14 protein-coding genes are annotated in these 14,404 nt (G+C 72.8%); 11 read left to right on the top strand and 3 right to left on the bottom strand.

Annotated elements, in window-relative coordinates; all coding sequences use genetic code 11:
- The first annotated feature begins 1 nt into the window (after position 1).
- From xylB to KZC50_RS02765, 6 genes are all read left to right on the top strand, one after another.
- Positions 2–1,315: a xylulokinase gene (gene xylB / locus KZC50_RS02790; protein ID WP_310890548.1), complete on the top strand. Its 1,314-nt coding sequence runs from the start codon at positions 2–4 to the stop codon at positions 1,313–1,315.
- A 78-nt stretch (positions 1,316–1,393) separates the two neighbouring features.
- Complete coding sequence (locus KZC50_RS02785; protein ID WP_310890547.1) at positions 1,394–2,275, top strand: transposase; 882 nt, start codon at positions 1,394–1,396, stop codon at positions 2,273–2,275.
- A gap of 23 nt (positions 2,276–2,298) precedes the next feature.
- The gene (locus KZC50_RS02780) at positions 2,299–2,997 is read left to right on the top strand and encodes a GTP pyrophosphokinase (protein ID WP_310890546.1); all 699 of its coding nucleotides are present in this window, start codon (positions 2,299–2,301) and stop codon (positions 2,995–2,997) included.
- A gap of 48 nt (positions 2,998–3,045) precedes the next feature.
- Positions 3,046–4,248, top strand: coding sequence for a cation:proton antiporter (locus tag KZC50_RS02775; RefSeq protein WP_310890545.1), 1,203 nt, complete (start codon positions 3,046–3,048; stop codon positions 4,246–4,248).
- Entirely contained in the window at positions 4,245–4,757 is a 513-nt protein-coding gene (locus KZC50_RS02770) for a glutaminase (RefSeq protein ID WP_310890544.1), read from the top strand. The genes KZC50_RS02775 and KZC50_RS02770 overlap by 4 nt, the downstream gene beginning before the upstream one ends.
- Before the next feature lie 63 nt (positions 4,758–4,820).
- Positions 4,821–5,624: a TspO-related membrane protein gene (locus KZC50_RS02765; protein WP_310890543.1), complete on the top strand. Its 804-nt coding sequence runs from the start codon at positions 4,821–4,823 to the stop codon at positions 5,622–5,624.
- A 22-nt stretch (positions 5,625–5,646) separates the two neighbouring features.
- Here the strand turns inward: KZC50_RS02765 and KZC50_RS02760 are convergent, their stop codons facing one another.
- On the bottom strand, positions 5,647–6,387 hold the full coding sequence (locus KZC50_RS02760; RefSeq protein WP_310890542.1) for a type 1 glutamine amidotransferase family protein: 741 nt from the start codon (positions 6,385–6,387) through the stop codon (positions 5,647–5,649).
- A 102-nt stretch (positions 6,388–6,489) separates the two neighbouring features.
- Here KZC50_RS02760 and KZC50_RS02755 point away from each other — a divergent pair, with 102 nt between their 5' ends.
- The 4 genes from KZC50_RS02755 (at position 6,490) to KZC50_RS02740 (ending at position 11,763) form a co-directional block, all read left to right on the top strand.
- Positions 6,490–7,083: an RNA polymerase sigma factor gene (locus KZC50_RS02755; RefSeq protein WP_310890541.1), complete on the top strand. Its 594-nt coding sequence runs from the start codon at positions 6,490–6,492 to the stop codon at positions 7,081–7,083.
- Position 7,084: 1 nt separating this feature from the next.
- Positions 7,085–7,552 (top strand): hypothetical protein, encoded by a 468-nt coding sequence (locus KZC50_RS02750; RefSeq protein ID WP_053546444.1) that lies wholly within the window; start codon positions 7,085–7,087, stop codon positions 7,550–7,552.
- 68 nt (positions 7,553–7,620) lie between these two features.
- Positions 7,621–9,246 carry a S8 family peptidase gene (locus KZC50_RS02745; protein WP_310890540.1) on the top strand — a complete coding sequence of 542 codons (1,626 nt, stop codon included), beginning with the start codon at positions 7,621–7,623 and terminating at the stop codon, positions 9,244–9,246.
- Between the two features lie 36 nt (positions 9,247–9,282).
- Positions 9,283–11,763 carry a CHAT domain-containing protein gene (locus tag KZC50_RS02740; protein ID WP_310890539.1) on the top strand — a complete coding sequence of 827 codons (2,481 nt, stop codon included), beginning with the start codon at positions 9,283–9,285 and terminating at the stop codon, positions 11,761–11,763.
- Between the two features lie 840 nt (positions 11,764–12,603).
- Here KZC50_RS02740 and KZC50_RS02735 read toward each other — a convergent pair.
- Positions 12,604–13,392, bottom strand: coding sequence for a LysR family substrate-binding domain-containing protein (locus tag KZC50_RS02735; protein ID WP_310890538.1), 789 nt, complete (start codon positions 13,390–13,392; stop codon positions 12,604–12,606).
- On the opposite strand from KZC50_RS02735, the gene KZC50_RS02730 reads away from it, so the two are divergent.
- Positions 13,391–13,816 carry a DUF1304 domain-containing protein gene (locus KZC50_RS02730; RefSeq protein ID WP_375294561.1) on the top strand — a complete coding sequence of 142 codons (426 nt, stop codon included), beginning with the start codon at positions 13,391–13,393 and terminating at the stop codon, positions 13,814–13,816. The two genes, KZC50_RS02735 and KZC50_RS02730, sit on opposite strands and share 2 nt — an antisense overlap.
- A gap of 3 nt (positions 13,817–13,819) precedes the next feature.
- Here the strand turns inward: KZC50_RS02730 and KZC50_RS02725 are convergent, their stop codons facing one another.
- The gene (locus KZC50_RS02725; RefSeq protein ID WP_310890537.1) at positions 13,820–14,395 is read right to left on the bottom strand and encodes a thermonuclease family protein; all 576 of its coding nucleotides are present in this window, start codon (positions 14,393–14,395) and stop codon (positions 13,820–13,822) included.
- Between the last annotated feature and the right edge of the window lie 9 nt (positions 14,396–14,404).

Raw genomic sequence — 14,404 nt, 5'->3', positions numbered from 1 at the left:
CATGACGCTCGTGATGGGGGTCGACTCGTCGACCCAGTCATGCAAGGTCGTCATCACGGATGCCGAGACGGGTGCGATCGTGCGCGAAGGGCGCGCGTCGCACCCGCCCGGCACCGAGGTCGACCCCGCCGCGTGGTGGCGCGCCCTGGAAGCGGCGATCGCGGATGCCGGCGGCGACGCCGACATCGCCGCGTGGGCGATCGGCGGCCAGCAGCACGGCATGGTCGTCCTCGACGCCGAGGGGCGGGTCATCCGCCCCGCACTGCTGTGGAACGACACCCGCTCCGCCCAGGCCGCGACCGACCTGATCGCCGAGTTCGGCGCCGACGCGCTCGCCGAGCGCACCGGCCTCGTCCCGGTGGCCTCGTTCACGATCACGAAGCTCCGCTGGCTCCGCGACACCGAACCCGACAACGCCGCCCGCGTCGCCGCCGTCGCGCTCCCGCACGATTGGCTGACGTGGCGGCTCCGCGGCTTCGGTCCGGTCGACGAGTCGCCCCGCGGCCCGGACCTCTCCGAGCTCGTCACCGACCGCTCGGACGCCTCGGGCACCGGATACTTCCGGCCCGCGGCATCCGTCGGCGACGAGTACGACCGCGACCTGCTCGTCGCGGCTCTCGGGCGGGACGCGCAGCTTCCGCGCGTGCTCGGACCGACCGAATGGGTGACGGATGCCGCCGGCAGGCGCGTCGGAGGGGGAGCGGGCGACAACGCCGGCGCCGCCCTCGGCCTGAACGCGCGCCCCGGCGACGCCGTCGCGTCGATAGGCACGAGCGGCACGGTCTTCGCCGTCAGCGAGGAGCGGACGATCGACCCCTCGGGGACGGTCGCCGGCTTCGCCGACTGCACGGGCCGCTACCTCCCGCTCGTGGCAACCCTCAACGCCGCACGGGTGCTCGACGCGATCGCGGGTCTCCTCGCGGTCGATCACGCCGAGCTCTCGCGGCTCGCGCTTGCGGCCGAGCCGGGCGCCGGTGGACTCGCCCTCGTGCCGTATTTCGAGGGCGAGCGCACCCCCAACCTCCCGGACGCGACCGCGTCGCTGACGGGGATGACGCTGGCCTCCACGACGCGGGAGAACCTCGCGCGCGCGGCCGTCGAGGGGATGCTGTCGGGACTTGCGGCCGGAATGGACGCCCTCCGCGCCCTCGGCGTTTCGATCGAGCGGGCGCTGCTCGTCGGCGGCGGGGCGCAGTCCGAGGCGGTGCGCCGCATCGCGCCGCTCGTCCTCGGTGTGCCGGTCGAGGTGCCCGATCCCGGCGAATACGTCGCGCTCGGTGCCGCGCGGCAGGCCGCCGCGGTCCTTCAGGACTGACCATCGTCCCCGCCCGGCATCCGCGAGGGTGACCGGGCGGGGGTGGTCAGGCGCGGCGCCGCCGCACAGAATGGGACCATGCCCCGCACCCGCGATGCCGACGCCGAGGACGGCGACGCCGCGTCCGGTGCGGACCTCGACGCGATCGCCGCGGAGCTCTACGCCCTCCCGCCCGAGCGCTTCACCGCCGCGCGCAATGACCGTGCGGCACACCTCGGACGCGCGGATGCCGCCCGCGTGCGGGAGCTCCGGAAGCCCACCGTCGCCGCGTGGGTGGTCTCCCTCGCCGTCCGCGACGGACGTCTCGCCGAGGCGATCACCCTGTCGGCGGCGCTCCGCGAAGCGCAGGACGACGCGGATGCCGCCGCCCTCGCCGAACTCGGCCGGCAGCGCCGCCGTCTCGTCCAGGCCCTCGCCGCTGAAGCCGAGGTCCTCGCGGAGGACGCGGGGGTGACCGTCAGCGCGAGTGCGCGCGATGACATCGCCGCCACGATCAACGCCGCCGTGATGGATGCCGCGGCCGCCACGGCGGTGATGACGGGCCGCCTCGTCCGCCCGCTGGTGGCGGGCGGGTTCGATCCCGCCGACCTCGCCGATGCGGTCGGAGGATCCCTCCCGGGCGTCGCGCCGCCACCCGCGCCTCCCGACGACCTCGCCGAGCGACGCGCACGGAAGGCCGCCGAGCGTGCCGCGCGCGAGGCCGATCGCGCCCAGGCGGACGCCGAGCGGCGGCTCGCCGCAGCCGAGGGCGACCTCGAGCGCCGTCGCACGCGGCTCGCGCACCTCCGCGAGCGCGCCGACGAGCTCCGGCGGAGCCTGGACGACGTCGAGGCGCAGACCGAGGTCGCCCGCGCGGAGACGGAGAAAGCCGAGGCCGAGCACGCGGAGCTGACCACCGCCGTCACGCGCGCCGCCCGCGCTGCGGAGGCCGCGCGCGAGGCGCTCCCAGCGGGTTCGTAGCCGGCATCCGTAGCGTGGGAGGCATGGCGAGCTCCGCGGTGAACGCGTTCGACCCCGACCACACGACCCTCACCGTCTCGCCGGCGGAGCTCCGCGAGATGCGCGACGAGCTGCAGCGCTTCCTCATGGGGTACCGCTTCGGGCTCCGTGAGATCGAGACGAAGATCGCGATCCTCCGCGAGGAGTTCCTCCTCCTCCACGACTACAACCCGATCGAGCACGTGACCTCGCGTGTGAAGAGCCCCGACAGCCTCGTCGAGAAGGTGCAGCGGAAGGGCGTGGAGGCCGACTTCGACTCGATCCGCCGGGCGATCACCGACATCGCCGGGGTCCGCATCACCTGCAGCTTCACCGCCGACGCCTACCGACTGTTCGATCTGCTCACCGCGCAGGACGACGTGCACCTCGTCGAGACGAAGGACTACATCGCCCAGCCCAAGGCCAACGGGTACAAGAGCCTTCATGCGATCGTCTCGGTGCCGGTCTACCTCTCCACCGGACGCCTCGACGTGCCCGTGGAGGTGCAGTTCCGCACCATCGCGATGGACTTCTGGGCGAGCCTCGAGCACAAGATCTACTACAAGTACGACGCGCAGATCCCCTCCGAGCTCTCCGAGAGCCTGCGGGATGCCGCGCACAGCGCCGCAGAGCTCGACGCGCGGATGGAGCGGCTCCACCGCGAGATCCGCGGAGGTGGCATCGGGCCGGTGCACTCGGTCTGACAGTGCTCGGCAGTAGGTCGGGCACCTCGCGGTCGCTACCCTGAACCCGTGGACGACCTCGAGCCGACGCTGCTGCTGATCCCGCTGGTCGCGGTGCTCGCGCCGTTGGCCGCGCGCGGACTCGGCCGGTGGGTGCGCATCCCCATCGTCGTCTTCGAGCTCATGCTCGGCATCCTGATCGGACCGAGCCTGCTCGGCTGGGCGGTTCCCGGCCCCTACATCGCGGCGCTGGCGGAGTTCGGCCTGGCGATGCTCTTCTTCGTCGCCGGCACCGAGATCGCCTTCGATTCCTTCCGCGGGCGCGTCGGTCGCCGCGCCGGCCTCGGGTGGCTCCTGAGCCTCGGACTCGGCGTCGCCCTGGGCTGGACCCTCGACCCCGGGGAGGCGGCGATCGTCATCGGCATCGCCCTGTCGTCGACGGCGCTCGGCGCGCTGCTGCCGATCCTCCGCGACAACGGCGACCTGCGCACCCCGTTCGGGCGCTCGATCGGGGCCATCGGCGCCGTGGGGGAGTTCGGGCCGCTGATCGCCATCTCGATCTTCCTCGGTGGGCGCGACCCGGGGCTGTCCACCGTGATCCTGGCGCTCTTCGCCCTCCTCGCCGCCCTCGCCATCTGGCTGGCTTTCCGCCTCCCGCGCGGGGCGATGCACCGCTTCGTCGACGCGACGCTGCACACGTCGGGCCAGTTCGCGATCCGGGTGATCTTCCTCATCCTCGCCGCGCTCGTGGCCGTCAGCATCGTGCTCGACCTCGACATCCTGCTCGGCGCGTTCACCGCCGGCATCGTCTGGCAGCTGATCATGCGGGATGCCGCGGAGTCCGCCCGCGAGGCGGTGGAGAGCAAGGTCGAGGCCGTCGCCTTCGGCCTCCTGATCCCGGTGTTCTTCGTCTACACCGGCGTCACCTTCGATCTGCAGGCGCTGCTCGCGGAGCCGATCCTGCTCCTCGGCGTCCCGGCAATCGCGTTGGCCCTCCTCCTCGTCCGCGGTCTTCCCGCGTCGCTCGCGGCCCCCGCCGACGCCGATCGGCGCGAGCGCGTCGCCGTCGGGTTCTTCGGCGCGACGGGTCTTCCGATCATCGTCGCGGTGATGGGCATCGGCGTCGACGAGGGCGTGCTCACCTCGGGGCAGGCCGCGATGTTCATCGGCGCCGGCATGCTCACCGTCCTCCTCTTCCCTCTCATCGGCATGGCGGTGCGCGGCCAGCGGGTGCAGCGCTCGGCCGCGCCCGTGGAAGACGACCTCCTGTGACCGGGGTCGTCGGCGCGCTCTTCGACCGCGCACGCGAGCGCCTCGCGCCGATCCCGCGGGACGGCCTCGGCGAACTCGTCGTGCCCAAGCGCTTCCTCGGGATGGGGCGGGCGCCCCGCATCGTCCCGCGTGGCGAGGCCTGGCACGTCGGCACGCTTCTGATCGGCGATGCAGGCGGCGAGGTCGAGGTCGCCGCGATCGGCGACATCCTCCGCTCGCGCGCGGAGGTGCGGCGCGGGTTCACCGCCGAGGCGCAGCGCGAGCGCGCCGCCCTCCAGGCCGCCGCTTTCCGGGGCGGCTTCGCTGAGGGCGCGACGCTGCACCTCGACTACGCCCCGATCGACCTCGCGGCGGTGGAATCCGGAGGGTCATCCGGACCGCTCGCGCTGCGCGACGGCATCGCGAGCATCCGATGGAGTGCCGCCGGCGGATGGATGCCCCTCGAGACCTACCTCTCCGATCGCATCGGTCTGCTGCTGGATCCGCCCGGCGCCGCCGGAAACGTCTGATCCCCTCGGGCGTCGCATTGTCAAGGGGCGTGCGGGCGCGGCATCCGTTCGTACTCTCAGGGAATGAACGCCCCTCGCGACCTCCTCCGCCAGATCGTCGTGATCTCTGCGGTCGTCTTCATGCTGGTCGCTGCCGCGGTCGGCACCGGTGCCTTCGGCGGCACCCCGGTGCAAGACCTCCAGGGCGGCGCCCTCGACGCGGATGCCTCTCTCCTCGCTCCGGCGACGCCGGCGTTCTCGATCTGGAGCGTCATCTACATCCTCCTCATCGCCTACGCGATCTGGCAGGCCCTCCCGTCCCAGCGCACCCGCGACCGTCAGCGGGCGATCGGGTGGCTCGTCGCGATCACGGCGGTGCTGAACGGCCTGTGGCTGGTGCTCGCGCAGTTCGCGACGCTGCCGCTCACCGTCGCCGGGATCGTGCTGCTGCTCATCGCGCTGTGCGTGACATTCCGCCGCACCGTGACCGAGCCGGGTCGCGGTGTGCTCGACTCCCTGCTCATCGACGGCGTGACGGGGCTCCACCTCGGCTGGGTGTCGCTGGCCACCGTCGCCAACACCGCCGCGTGGCTCACCGCCACCGGGCCCGCCGACTGGGCGGCCGCCGGAGAGATCATCGCGGTCGCCGTGCTGGCGGTCGTCGCCGTCATCGGCGTAGGGATCGCGTGGGCGAGCCGCTGGCGCATCGCCCCCGGGCTCGCGCTCGCGTGGGGGCTGTCGTGGCTCGCGGTCGGGCGCCTCGTGACCGAACCGCAGTCGACGGTCGTCGGGATCGCCGCGATCGTCGTCGCGGTCATCGTGATCGCGGTGCCGCTCGTCGGAACGGTCATCGACCGCGCCGCCCAGGTGAGCAACGCCGGCGCCTGATCGGCTCCGCCGGTGCGCGGCGTCAGGCCTCGCCGAACGCCTTCGCGAACGCGTGGAGCAGGCGCAGGGGTTCGGTGACGGATGCCGCGAGCACGCGGTCCGCGGTCGCATCGAACGCGTCGGCGTCGAAGTAGCCGTCGTTCCGGTACACCTTCATCCGCTCGACGAAGTCGGCCGGAGTCGGTTCGGGATGGAACTGCGTCGCGTAGAGGTGCGACCCGACCCGATAGGCCTGCACCGGGCATGCCTCACCGGTCGCGAGGAGCACGGCATCCGGCGGGGGTGCTCCCGTGCCCTCCTTGTGCGCGGTGAGCGCGGAGAAGCGGGTCGCGAGCGGGCCGAAGAGCGGGTCGCGGAGGCCGGCGTCGGTCAGTTGCACCGCCACCGGACCCGTGCCCTCGGGGTACGCGCGTGTGACGTCCCCGCCGAGGAGGCGCGTGACCACCCCGATGCCGAAGCACGTGAACATGCCGGCGAGACGCGCATCGGCGGCCGCCTGCGCGAGGTGCTCGAGGCCCGCCTCGACGGCGCGCTGCTGCTCGGTCTTCGTCTCCTCCGGGTCGGCGACGTTGTAGGGGCTCCCGCCGACGACGAATCCCGCGTACCGGTCGACGGCGTCCTCGGGGAGGAGCTCGCGCACGAGGTCGACGCGATCGAGATGCTCCGGCCGCAGGCGCATCGCGCTACGGAACGACTCGTACTCCGCCGCCGCGGCATCCGCCTGCGGACGCACGCACACGTAGAGGAGCTTCGCGGAGGTCATGCCTGAAAGTCTAGGTCGGCGCGGTGCCGGGAAATCCTCGGGGGTGTCATGTATCAGTCCGCGCCTTCCGCTCTCGGTGGTCGTGTGGACACAATGGTCGTCATGACGCAACCCGGCGCCGAGACGTCCGTCGACCCTGCGGAACCCGCTCGGTGGCAGCGCGCCGCCGCGCTGTTCGTGCGGTGGCGAGACGGCGACGCGCGGGCGATGGACGACCTCGTCCGGCTCATGACCCCGCCGCTGTGGCACATCGTGCGCTCCTACGGCCTCGACCACGCCCTCGCTCAGGACGTCGTGCAGACGACGTGGCTGACGCTCGTGCGCACCCACGCGTCGATCCAGGACCCGCAGGCGATCTCGGGGTGGCTCGCCATGTGCGCTCGACGCGAGGCGTGGAAGGTCGGCAAGGCCCACGGCCGAGCCGACGCCACCGACGCGCCGGCGCTTGAAGAACGACTGCCCGTGGCGGACTCCGCCGAGGACGTCGCCGTCGACGCCGACCGTTCGCGACGGCTGTGGCGCGCTCTCGCGACCCTCGACGAACGGTGCCGCAGGCTGCTGCGCATCATCGCGTTCGACGACCGCCCTGACTACGCACGCATCGCGATGCCCATCGGATCCATCGGCCCCACCCGCGGCCGGTGCCTGACCAAACTCCGCTCGTCGCTGGACCGCGACGGGTGGGAAGGGAACTGACGTGGACAACGACGACGTCGCCGCCGACGCGGCGCTGTTCGCCCGCCTCCGGCACGTGTGGGAGACGGTCGACCCCGTGCCCGCCGACCTGATCGACCGGATGGTCGCCGCCGTCGCGGTGCACGATCTGTCGCGCGAGTACGCGCTGCTCACACTCACTTCCGCCTCCGACCTCGCGGCGGTCCGAGGCGAGAGCGACACCGCCACGCTGCAGTTCAGCGACGGGAAGACCAGCGTGCTGCTGCACATCAGCGCCACCGAGCACGGGGCGCGCCGCGTCGACGGCTGGGTGGACGCCGATGCGCTCGCCATCCGCCTCGTCCGCGGCGACCAGGAGTGGACGCGGGATGCCGCCGAGCACGGCCGGTTCGCGTTCGATGACGTCACCCCGGGGCTCGTGCGGTTGATCCTCGTCGTCCGCACGGGCGACGGCATCCGTGAGTTCCAGACCCCGCAGTTCGAGCTCTGAGCCGCTTCAATTTCGTGACCTGACCTGACCTGCCCTGATCCGCCTCGCCCCGATCTGAGGAGACACCGATGTCCGACATTTCCCCGCCCGACGGTGGGCGCTACCCGAACTGGCGGGCGCGCTACGACGCCGCGCGCGATCGAGGTGCCTCGCTCGACCCGAACAGCGAGCCGGTCAAGGGGGTGCGCGCCTACCCCACCGACTACGCGCTCGACCACCTCCTCGTGAACGTCGGCGACCGGCTCGGCGACGTGTTGGACGTGCTGCGTCCCGCCGCGCAGGACTTCGGCTGGGGCGTGAAGCTCCACAATCTCGACGGGTCGCCGGTCGAGGTCGACGTGGCGGCGGACCGGGCGCGACGCGGCCGCGAGCGGTTCGGCATCCCGACCCTGTATCGCGTGGACATCTTCCCGCAGCCGAGCCCCGACCGGGACGACCAGCCGGTGCCGCCGATCGACGCGTGGCGCCTGCTGCAGCGGGCACGCGCCCGGACCGGCACCCTCGTGCCCGGCGTCGGCCTCGACCACATCCTGAGCATCGACCCCTACGGGAAAACCAACCCCTACGGCAAGACGAATCCCTACGGGAAGACCAACCCGTACGGCAAGACCAACCCCTACGGGAAGACGAACGCGCCGGGCACCGACAGCTACGCCGATCCGGGGAGCGGCGGGCGTCAGCCGGTGCAGTACATCGGGCCCGCGCCCGAGCGTCGGACCCGTGTGTCCGAGAAGGGGCGACGCCCGGTCGTGGCGGTGCTCGACACCGGATGCGGCACGCACGCGTGGCTGCCCGACGACATCGTCACGCGCAACCCGGTCGTCGACGGGCACGTCATCGGCATCGACGACCCGGCGACCGACCCCGAGACCATCGGCGACGTATCGGGCGCCTACGACGGGGAGCTCGACCTCGCGGCCGGGCACGGGACGTTCATCGCCGGTATCGTCCGCCAGGTCTGCCCCGACGCCGACCTCATCTCCGTGCGCATCGCCGACAGCCAGGGGACGCTCCTCGAGGGCGCGTTCGTCTACGCCGTGCGGTCGCTCGTGAAGTGGATGGCAACGCCCGCGGATGAGGGTGGGAAGAAGATCGACGTTCTGAGCCTCTCGGTCGGGTACTACCACGAGACCCCCGAGGACGAGCTCTTCGACCGGGCTCTGAGCGACCTCCTCGCCCTGGCGCGCTCGCTCGGGTGTGCGGTGGTGTGCTCGGCGGGGAACGAGGCGACCGATCGACCGACCTTCCCGGCGGCGCTGTGGAACTGGCCGGGGTCGGACTTCCACGTGGCCGAACCGTCGAAGGCTGCGCCGCACCTGTCGGTCGGGGCCCTCAACCCCAACGACACGGTGGCCCTGTTCAGCAACATCGGCGCCTGGGTGCACACCTTCGCGCCGGGAGCAGGGGTGGTCTCGACGGCGCCGCCGATCATCGGCGGCGTGCAGGCGGGAACGCGGGACGACCGCGAAGGACTCCGCCGCGAGACGATCGACCCGGACGACTTCACCGGCGGCTTCGCCGTCTGGAGCGGCACGTCGTTCGCGGCGCCGTACGTGGCGGGGCGCCTCGCCGCAGCGCTGTGCACCCCGTTGGCGGATGCCGATCTCGACGTCGCGAAGCGCGTGAAGGTGCTCGACTCGGAGTGGGCGTCGCTCGAGAAGGAGCTGCACCGCCGGCGTCGTCACGCCCGCTGATTCCACGCCGCGTCCCGCGCGCGCCATGATGAGGGGATGCAGAGCACGGGGGACGCGCTCCACGCCGACGCGGTGCGCCTGTCGAACGACGGGCGCTACGGCGACGCGCAGGAGGTGCTGCTCCGCATCGATCTGACCGATGCGGAGCCGAATCTCCGCTCCCGCGTGCTCGGAACCCTCGGCTACGTCGCGGCGCGCCTCGGCGAACCCGAGCGGGCCGACATCCTGTGTCGTGACGCGCTGGAATGCGAAGGCATCGACCCCGCGACCTACGCGCTCGCCGCGGGGCAGCTGGGGAGCATCGCCGAACAGCGGGGGCGCTTCGACGAGGCCGACGCGTGGCTGACCCGCGCGATCGACGTGCTCGACGCCGACAGTCCCGAGGCGGCGAACCTGCTCGTGAACCGGTGCCTGGTGCGCATCCACCGGCGGGCGCTGCCGGAGGCGCGCGCGGACGTCCGCACCGCGGCGGCGATCTTCCGGGCCGCAGGTCTGGCCGTCGATGCCGCGCAGGCCCTGCACAACGAGGGATACATCTCGCTCCTGGAGGGGGATCTCGTCGGAGCCCTCCGCGACATGGCGCGGGCACGGCCGGTCGCCGGGGCGGTGTCGCCCGTGGCGGCCGCCGTCGGTGACGCCGACCGCGCCGAGGCGCTGCGCGAAGCCGGTTCGGTCCGTGAGGCCGAAGAGCTGCTCCGCTCCGCGGCCGAGATCTTCGCCGCTGAGGGGATGCCGCAGGCGCGCGCGGAGACCGAGCTGCAGCTGGCCAAGTCGCTCCTTGTGCACGACGCGGATGAGGCGCGACGGGTGGCGGCCGACGCGGCGGACCGGTTCCGGGCGCTCGACAACGCGGCATGGGCGGCGCGGGCCGACGGCATCCGTGTGCTCGCCGATCTCCGTTCCGGCGCCGTGACCGAGAGCGGCGGACGGGTCTCCGCGCCCGATCGTGTGCTCGAGGAGAGCGACGTCGACGCCGTGGCCGCTGAGCTTCACCGACACGGGTTTCGCAGTGACGCGGCATCCGTGCGATTGAGTTTCGACCTGTGGCGCGCCCGACAGCGGATGCCGGAGGGGGCGCGGCCGGTGCGGGCGGCGCGGGTTCCGCCGACGGCGAGCCTGGACGTGCGGCTTCTCGCGCACGAGGTGCGCGCGGTGCGCTCGGCGGCGCGCGGGGAGCTGGGGCGGGCTCGGCGGCACGCCGCGGAGGGGCTCGCGGAGCTCGAGAGCTGGCGGGCGGGATTCGGCAGCATCGATCTGCACACGTCCACCGCGATGCACGGGACCGGTCTGCTTGGGGCGGGGCTCGACGCGGCCGTGCGGTCGGAGCGGCCCGACGTGGTGTTCGAGTGGTCCGAGCGTGCGCGGCACGCCGCCGCCCAGGTCGTGCCGCTGCGGCCCCCGCCCGACCCCGCGCTCGCGCGCGACCTCGCCGAACTCCGGATGCTGCGCAGCGAGGGCCCGGAATGGCAGGCGGATCCGCGCGTGCGGGCGCTGCAGGAGCGCGTGCGCGAGCGACAGTGGGTCGACGTCGCGGCGGCATCGGCGCGCGCCCGCGTCTCGGTGGAGGAGGTTCAGGCGGCGCTGGATCACGAGACGGCGATGCTGTCGTACGTCTTCTCGGGCGACCGGTTGAGCGTGCTCGTCCTCACCGAAGCGGGGGTGCAGCTGCGGCCGATGCCCGGGTGGGACGAGGTGCGGCGGATGCTGCCCGGACTCCGGTCGGACCTCGACATGGCCGCGTCCATCCGCGGACGCATGGGCGAGGTCGTGCGGCGCTCGCTGGACGCGCGGCTTGCGCGGCTGTCGGCGCTTCTCGCCGACGACGCGGTCGCGGCCGCCGGCACGCGGCGGATCGTGCTCACCGCCCCCGGCGTGCTCAGCGGCATCCCATGGACGATGCTGCCGGCGTTCCGCGGGCGCGTGACGACGCTCGCGGTGTCGGCGTCACGCTGGGTTGCGGACCGGGAGGTTCACCCGGCGGCGGCGGTGGTGCGGGCCGGATTCGCGGTGGGTCCGCGGACGCGGCGCGGGGCGGAGGAGGTGGCCGTCGGCGCGGCGGCATGGGGGGACGCGCGGGTGGAGGCCGCGGCATCCGTCGGCGATGCGATCGAGCTGGCCGGTGACGTCGACGCGCTGCACATCGCCGCGCACGGCCGGCACGCCGCCGACAACCCGCTCTTCTCGGGGCTGGAGCTCGGCGACGGCACCCTGTTCGGATACGACGTCGACCTCATGCCGCACGTGCCGTCGCTCGTGGTGCTGTCCGCCTGCGAGGGCGGGCGGTCTGCGGTGCGCTGGGGTGAGGAGGCGATCGGCATGAGCCGGGTCTGGCTCCACGCCGGGGCGCGGAGCGTCATCGCCGCGCCCGTGATCGTCGCCGACGACGACGCGTGCGAGCTGCTCGGGGCGGTGCACGTTGCCCTCGCGGAGAGGCAGGCGCCGGCGGAGGCGTTGGCTGCGGCATCCGCGCGGACGGGGATCGTGGCGCCGTTCCAGGTGCACGGCGCCGGTTTCTGAGGCGGCTTTGCGGACTTTCAGAAAAACTTTGGACAGGGTGTATCAGGGCCGTCCCGGGGTGCTCTTCCACATCGGAGCGGCTCACGCAGTTCGATGCCGGGGGGCATCGGATACTGGGGGCCGGAAGTAACCATGGGGGACGTGGACTTCCGAGGGCCGGCTCCGCGGGGGATGTCGCAGAGACCCAGGTCGGCGACATCCCCCGTCTTCGTCTCCGCGGCGGTGCCCGCGCGTGCCGAACTCCTCCGATCCGGGCCCGTATGGCCGGTTTCGAGCTCTGGGGGTCCGGTGCGGCCGCAGTTTTGAGGAGTTAGGCCCGGATCTCCTCGCGCCGCAGCCGGCCTCCGCCGGCCGGCCGCCGCCGGCGGCGCGTACCGAACTCCTCTGATTCGCGTGCGGGAAGCCGGTTTCGGGGCTCGCGGGCCAGAACGGCGTCGGAATTGAGGAGTTCGGTCCGCCTCTTCCGCGTGCCGGCCAGTGCGCCCGGGTCGGTGGCGCCGGCCGGCACGACCGGCGGGTGCCGGCCGGCACGCGTGCCGAACTCCTCTCATCCGCGCCTGGAGTGCGGGTTTCGGGCTCTGGGGCCCGGTTCGGCCCTGGGTTTGAGGAGTTCGGCTCCGGGAAGCCGGTGCACCCTGCCGCCGACACACCCGGCGCGGGGTCGGCCACACCGGCTCGGCTCCGGTCACACCGGCGGGAGCCGAGGACCGCGCCGCGGGCGTACCGAACTCCTCTGGTTCGCGCGCGGGAGGCCGGTTTCGAGGCGTATCGGCAGGATCGGCGCCGGATTTGAGGAGTTCGGCCCGCGGCTTCCGCGTGCCGGCCGGGGCCGAGCGCGGGTCAGGAGCGGGACGAGTGAGCGGTGCGGCCGCGCACGATGCCGACGAATGCCTCGATCTCGGGCGTCGTCCGGTCGCGCAGCCACGCGAGACCCACGGGAGAGTGGGGCGCGTCGCGCACCGGACGGTGGTCGACGTCCTTGCGGCGGTTCGCGCGTGCGAGCGAGAGCGGGATCAAGATCACCCCGACGCCGGACGCGACGATCGCGACCGCCTCCGCGGTGTCGGCCGGCGCGGCGAAGCGCGGCGCGATCGCACCCGGCACGCGGGCGCGCAGCACGTCGTCCGCCGGCACCACGACGACTTCGCCCTCGAGGTCGGCGAGGTCGAGCTCCTCCGCGGCGGCGAGGTGCGAGTCGGCGGCGAACACCGCCACCGGCAGCTCCTCGTACAACGGGATCACGTGCAGGTCGTCGGCATCCGTGATGGGCAAACGTACGATCGCGGCGTCGACCTCACCCTCGACAAGCGCGCGGTGCTGGGTGGCGGCGGAGACCTCCACCAGCACGAGCGGCGCGTGCGGCGCGCGGGAGTTCCAGATGTCGATCCACTTGCCCGGCGTCGCGCCCGGCACCGCCCCGAGACGGATCGGCCCGAGCGGCGGAGGAACGGATGCCGCGACCTCGGCGGCTTTGGTCTTCCGGGGTGCGGGCTTCCGCGCCGGTGCGGGTTTCCCCGACCGCGCCGGCGCGGGACGACGCCCCGGCTTTCCGCCGGAACCCGTTCCTCTGCGTGAACCGCCGCCCGAGACCATGACGCACAGCGTAGCCCGCTCGTAGAGTTCCCCCATGATCGCTCTGCTCGCCACCGTCGTGGCCGCGCTCGCCGCAGCACTGCACGTCCTCATCTTCGTGATGGAGAGTATCGGCTGGTCCAAACCGCGCGTGTGGCGTCGCTTCGGGGTGCGCGATCAGGCCACCGCCGACGCGACCCGGCCGATGGCCTACAACCAGGGCTTCTACAACCTCTTCCTCGCCATCGGGACGGCGGTCGGCCTTGTGCTGTGGTGGACGACGGATGCCGCGACCACCGTCGCCGGCTTCGCCCTCGTGGTCTTCTCGCTCGGGTCGATGCTCGCCGCTGCGGTCGTGCTCGTCACCTCCGGTGCGCGTTATCTGCGTCCGGCGCTCATCCAGGGCACGCTCCCGGCTATCGGGCTCGTCCTCACGATCATCGCGGGCGCGTCAGCAGGCGCGGCCGCCGCCGCTGTGTGACGCTCAGTGGCACGTCCCCCAGAGTCCGGCGTCCGCAGTCCGGGCGGATGCCTCGGCCGACGCGAACAGGTCGGCATATCGCGAGTTCGGCTCGACCTCGAGGGCGACGCCCGCACCCGTGGCTACCAGCACGTGGTTCACGAAGGCGCCATCCTCGGTCCACAGGTAGAGCAGCGCCCGGTCGTACCGGTCGCGCGGCTCGGCATCCGACGAAGCCCATGCTCGCGAGCCGACCGGCAGCAGGTCCTCGAGTGCGCGCGTGGCCTCCGCGCCGCCGCACTCGACGTCGGGCCTGACCTCGGGGGTGTCCACGCCGATCAGCCGCACAGGTTCATCCTCGTCGCCAAGCAACACACCACCGTCCGCAACGCTGCGTGCGCGCACGGTGTCGCCGTCCGTGATCGACACGATCTCGATCAGCTCGGCGTCTGCGGGTGGGGAGGGGACACCCGCAGCAACGCCAGAAGATCGATCAGTGACGAGGGGAACAACGAAGACGAAGACGACGAGCGCAGCAGCGGCCAGCGAAACGGCGAAGAGGACTCGCCGGCGCACGCGTCGTCGTCCGAGGGGGCTCACGGCGACAGG

Source organism: Microbacterium aurantiacum (genome assembly GCF_031625015.1).
In the GTDB taxonomy this organism is placed as follows: domain Bacteria; phylum Actinomycetota; class Actinomycetes; order Actinomycetales; family Microbacteriaceae; genus Microbacterium; species Microbacterium aurantiacum.
Note: the sequence above shows the minus strand (reverse complement) of the source record. Positions and strands in the feature narration are given on the sequence as shown.

Coding starts and splice junctions, on each gene's coding strand:
- xylB (WP_310890548.1), top strand. CDS start 2: ATGACGCTCGTGATGGGGGTCGACTCGTCGACCCAGTCATGCAAGGTC.
- KZC50_RS02785 (WP_310890547.1), top strand. CDS start 1,394: ATGCCCCGCACCCGCGATGCCGACGCCGAGGACGGCGACGCCGCGTCC.
- KZC50_RS02780 (WP_310890546.1), top strand. CDS start 2,299: ATGGCGAGCTCCGCGGTGAACGCGTTCGACCCCGACCACACGACCCTC.
- KZC50_RS02765 (WP_310890543.1), top strand. CDS start 4,821: ATGAACGCCCCTCGCGACCTCCTCCGCCAGATCGTCGTGATCTCTGCG.
- KZC50_RS02760 (WP_310890542.1), bottom strand. CDS start 6,387: ATGACCTCCGCGAAGCTCCTCTACGTGTGCGTGCGTCCGCAGGCGGAT.
- KZC50_RS02755 (WP_310890541.1), top strand. CDS start 6,490: ATGACGCAACCCGGCGCCGAGACGTCCGTCGACCCTGCGGAACCCGCT.
- KZC50_RS02745 (WP_310890540.1), top strand. CDS start 7,621: ATGTCCGACATTTCCCCGCCCGACGGTGGGCGCTACCCGAACTGGCGG.
- KZC50_RS02740 (WP_310890539.1), top strand. CDS start 9,283: ATGCAGAGCACGGGGGACGCGCTCCACGCCGACGCGGTGCGCCTGTCG.
- KZC50_RS02730 (WP_375294561.1), top strand. CDS start 13,391: ATGATCGCTCTGCTCGCCACCGTCGTGGCCGCGCTCGCCGCAGCACTG.
- KZC50_RS02735 (WP_310890538.1), bottom strand. CDS start 13,392: ATGGGGGAACTCTACGAGCGGGCTACGCTGTGCGTCATGGTCTCGGGC.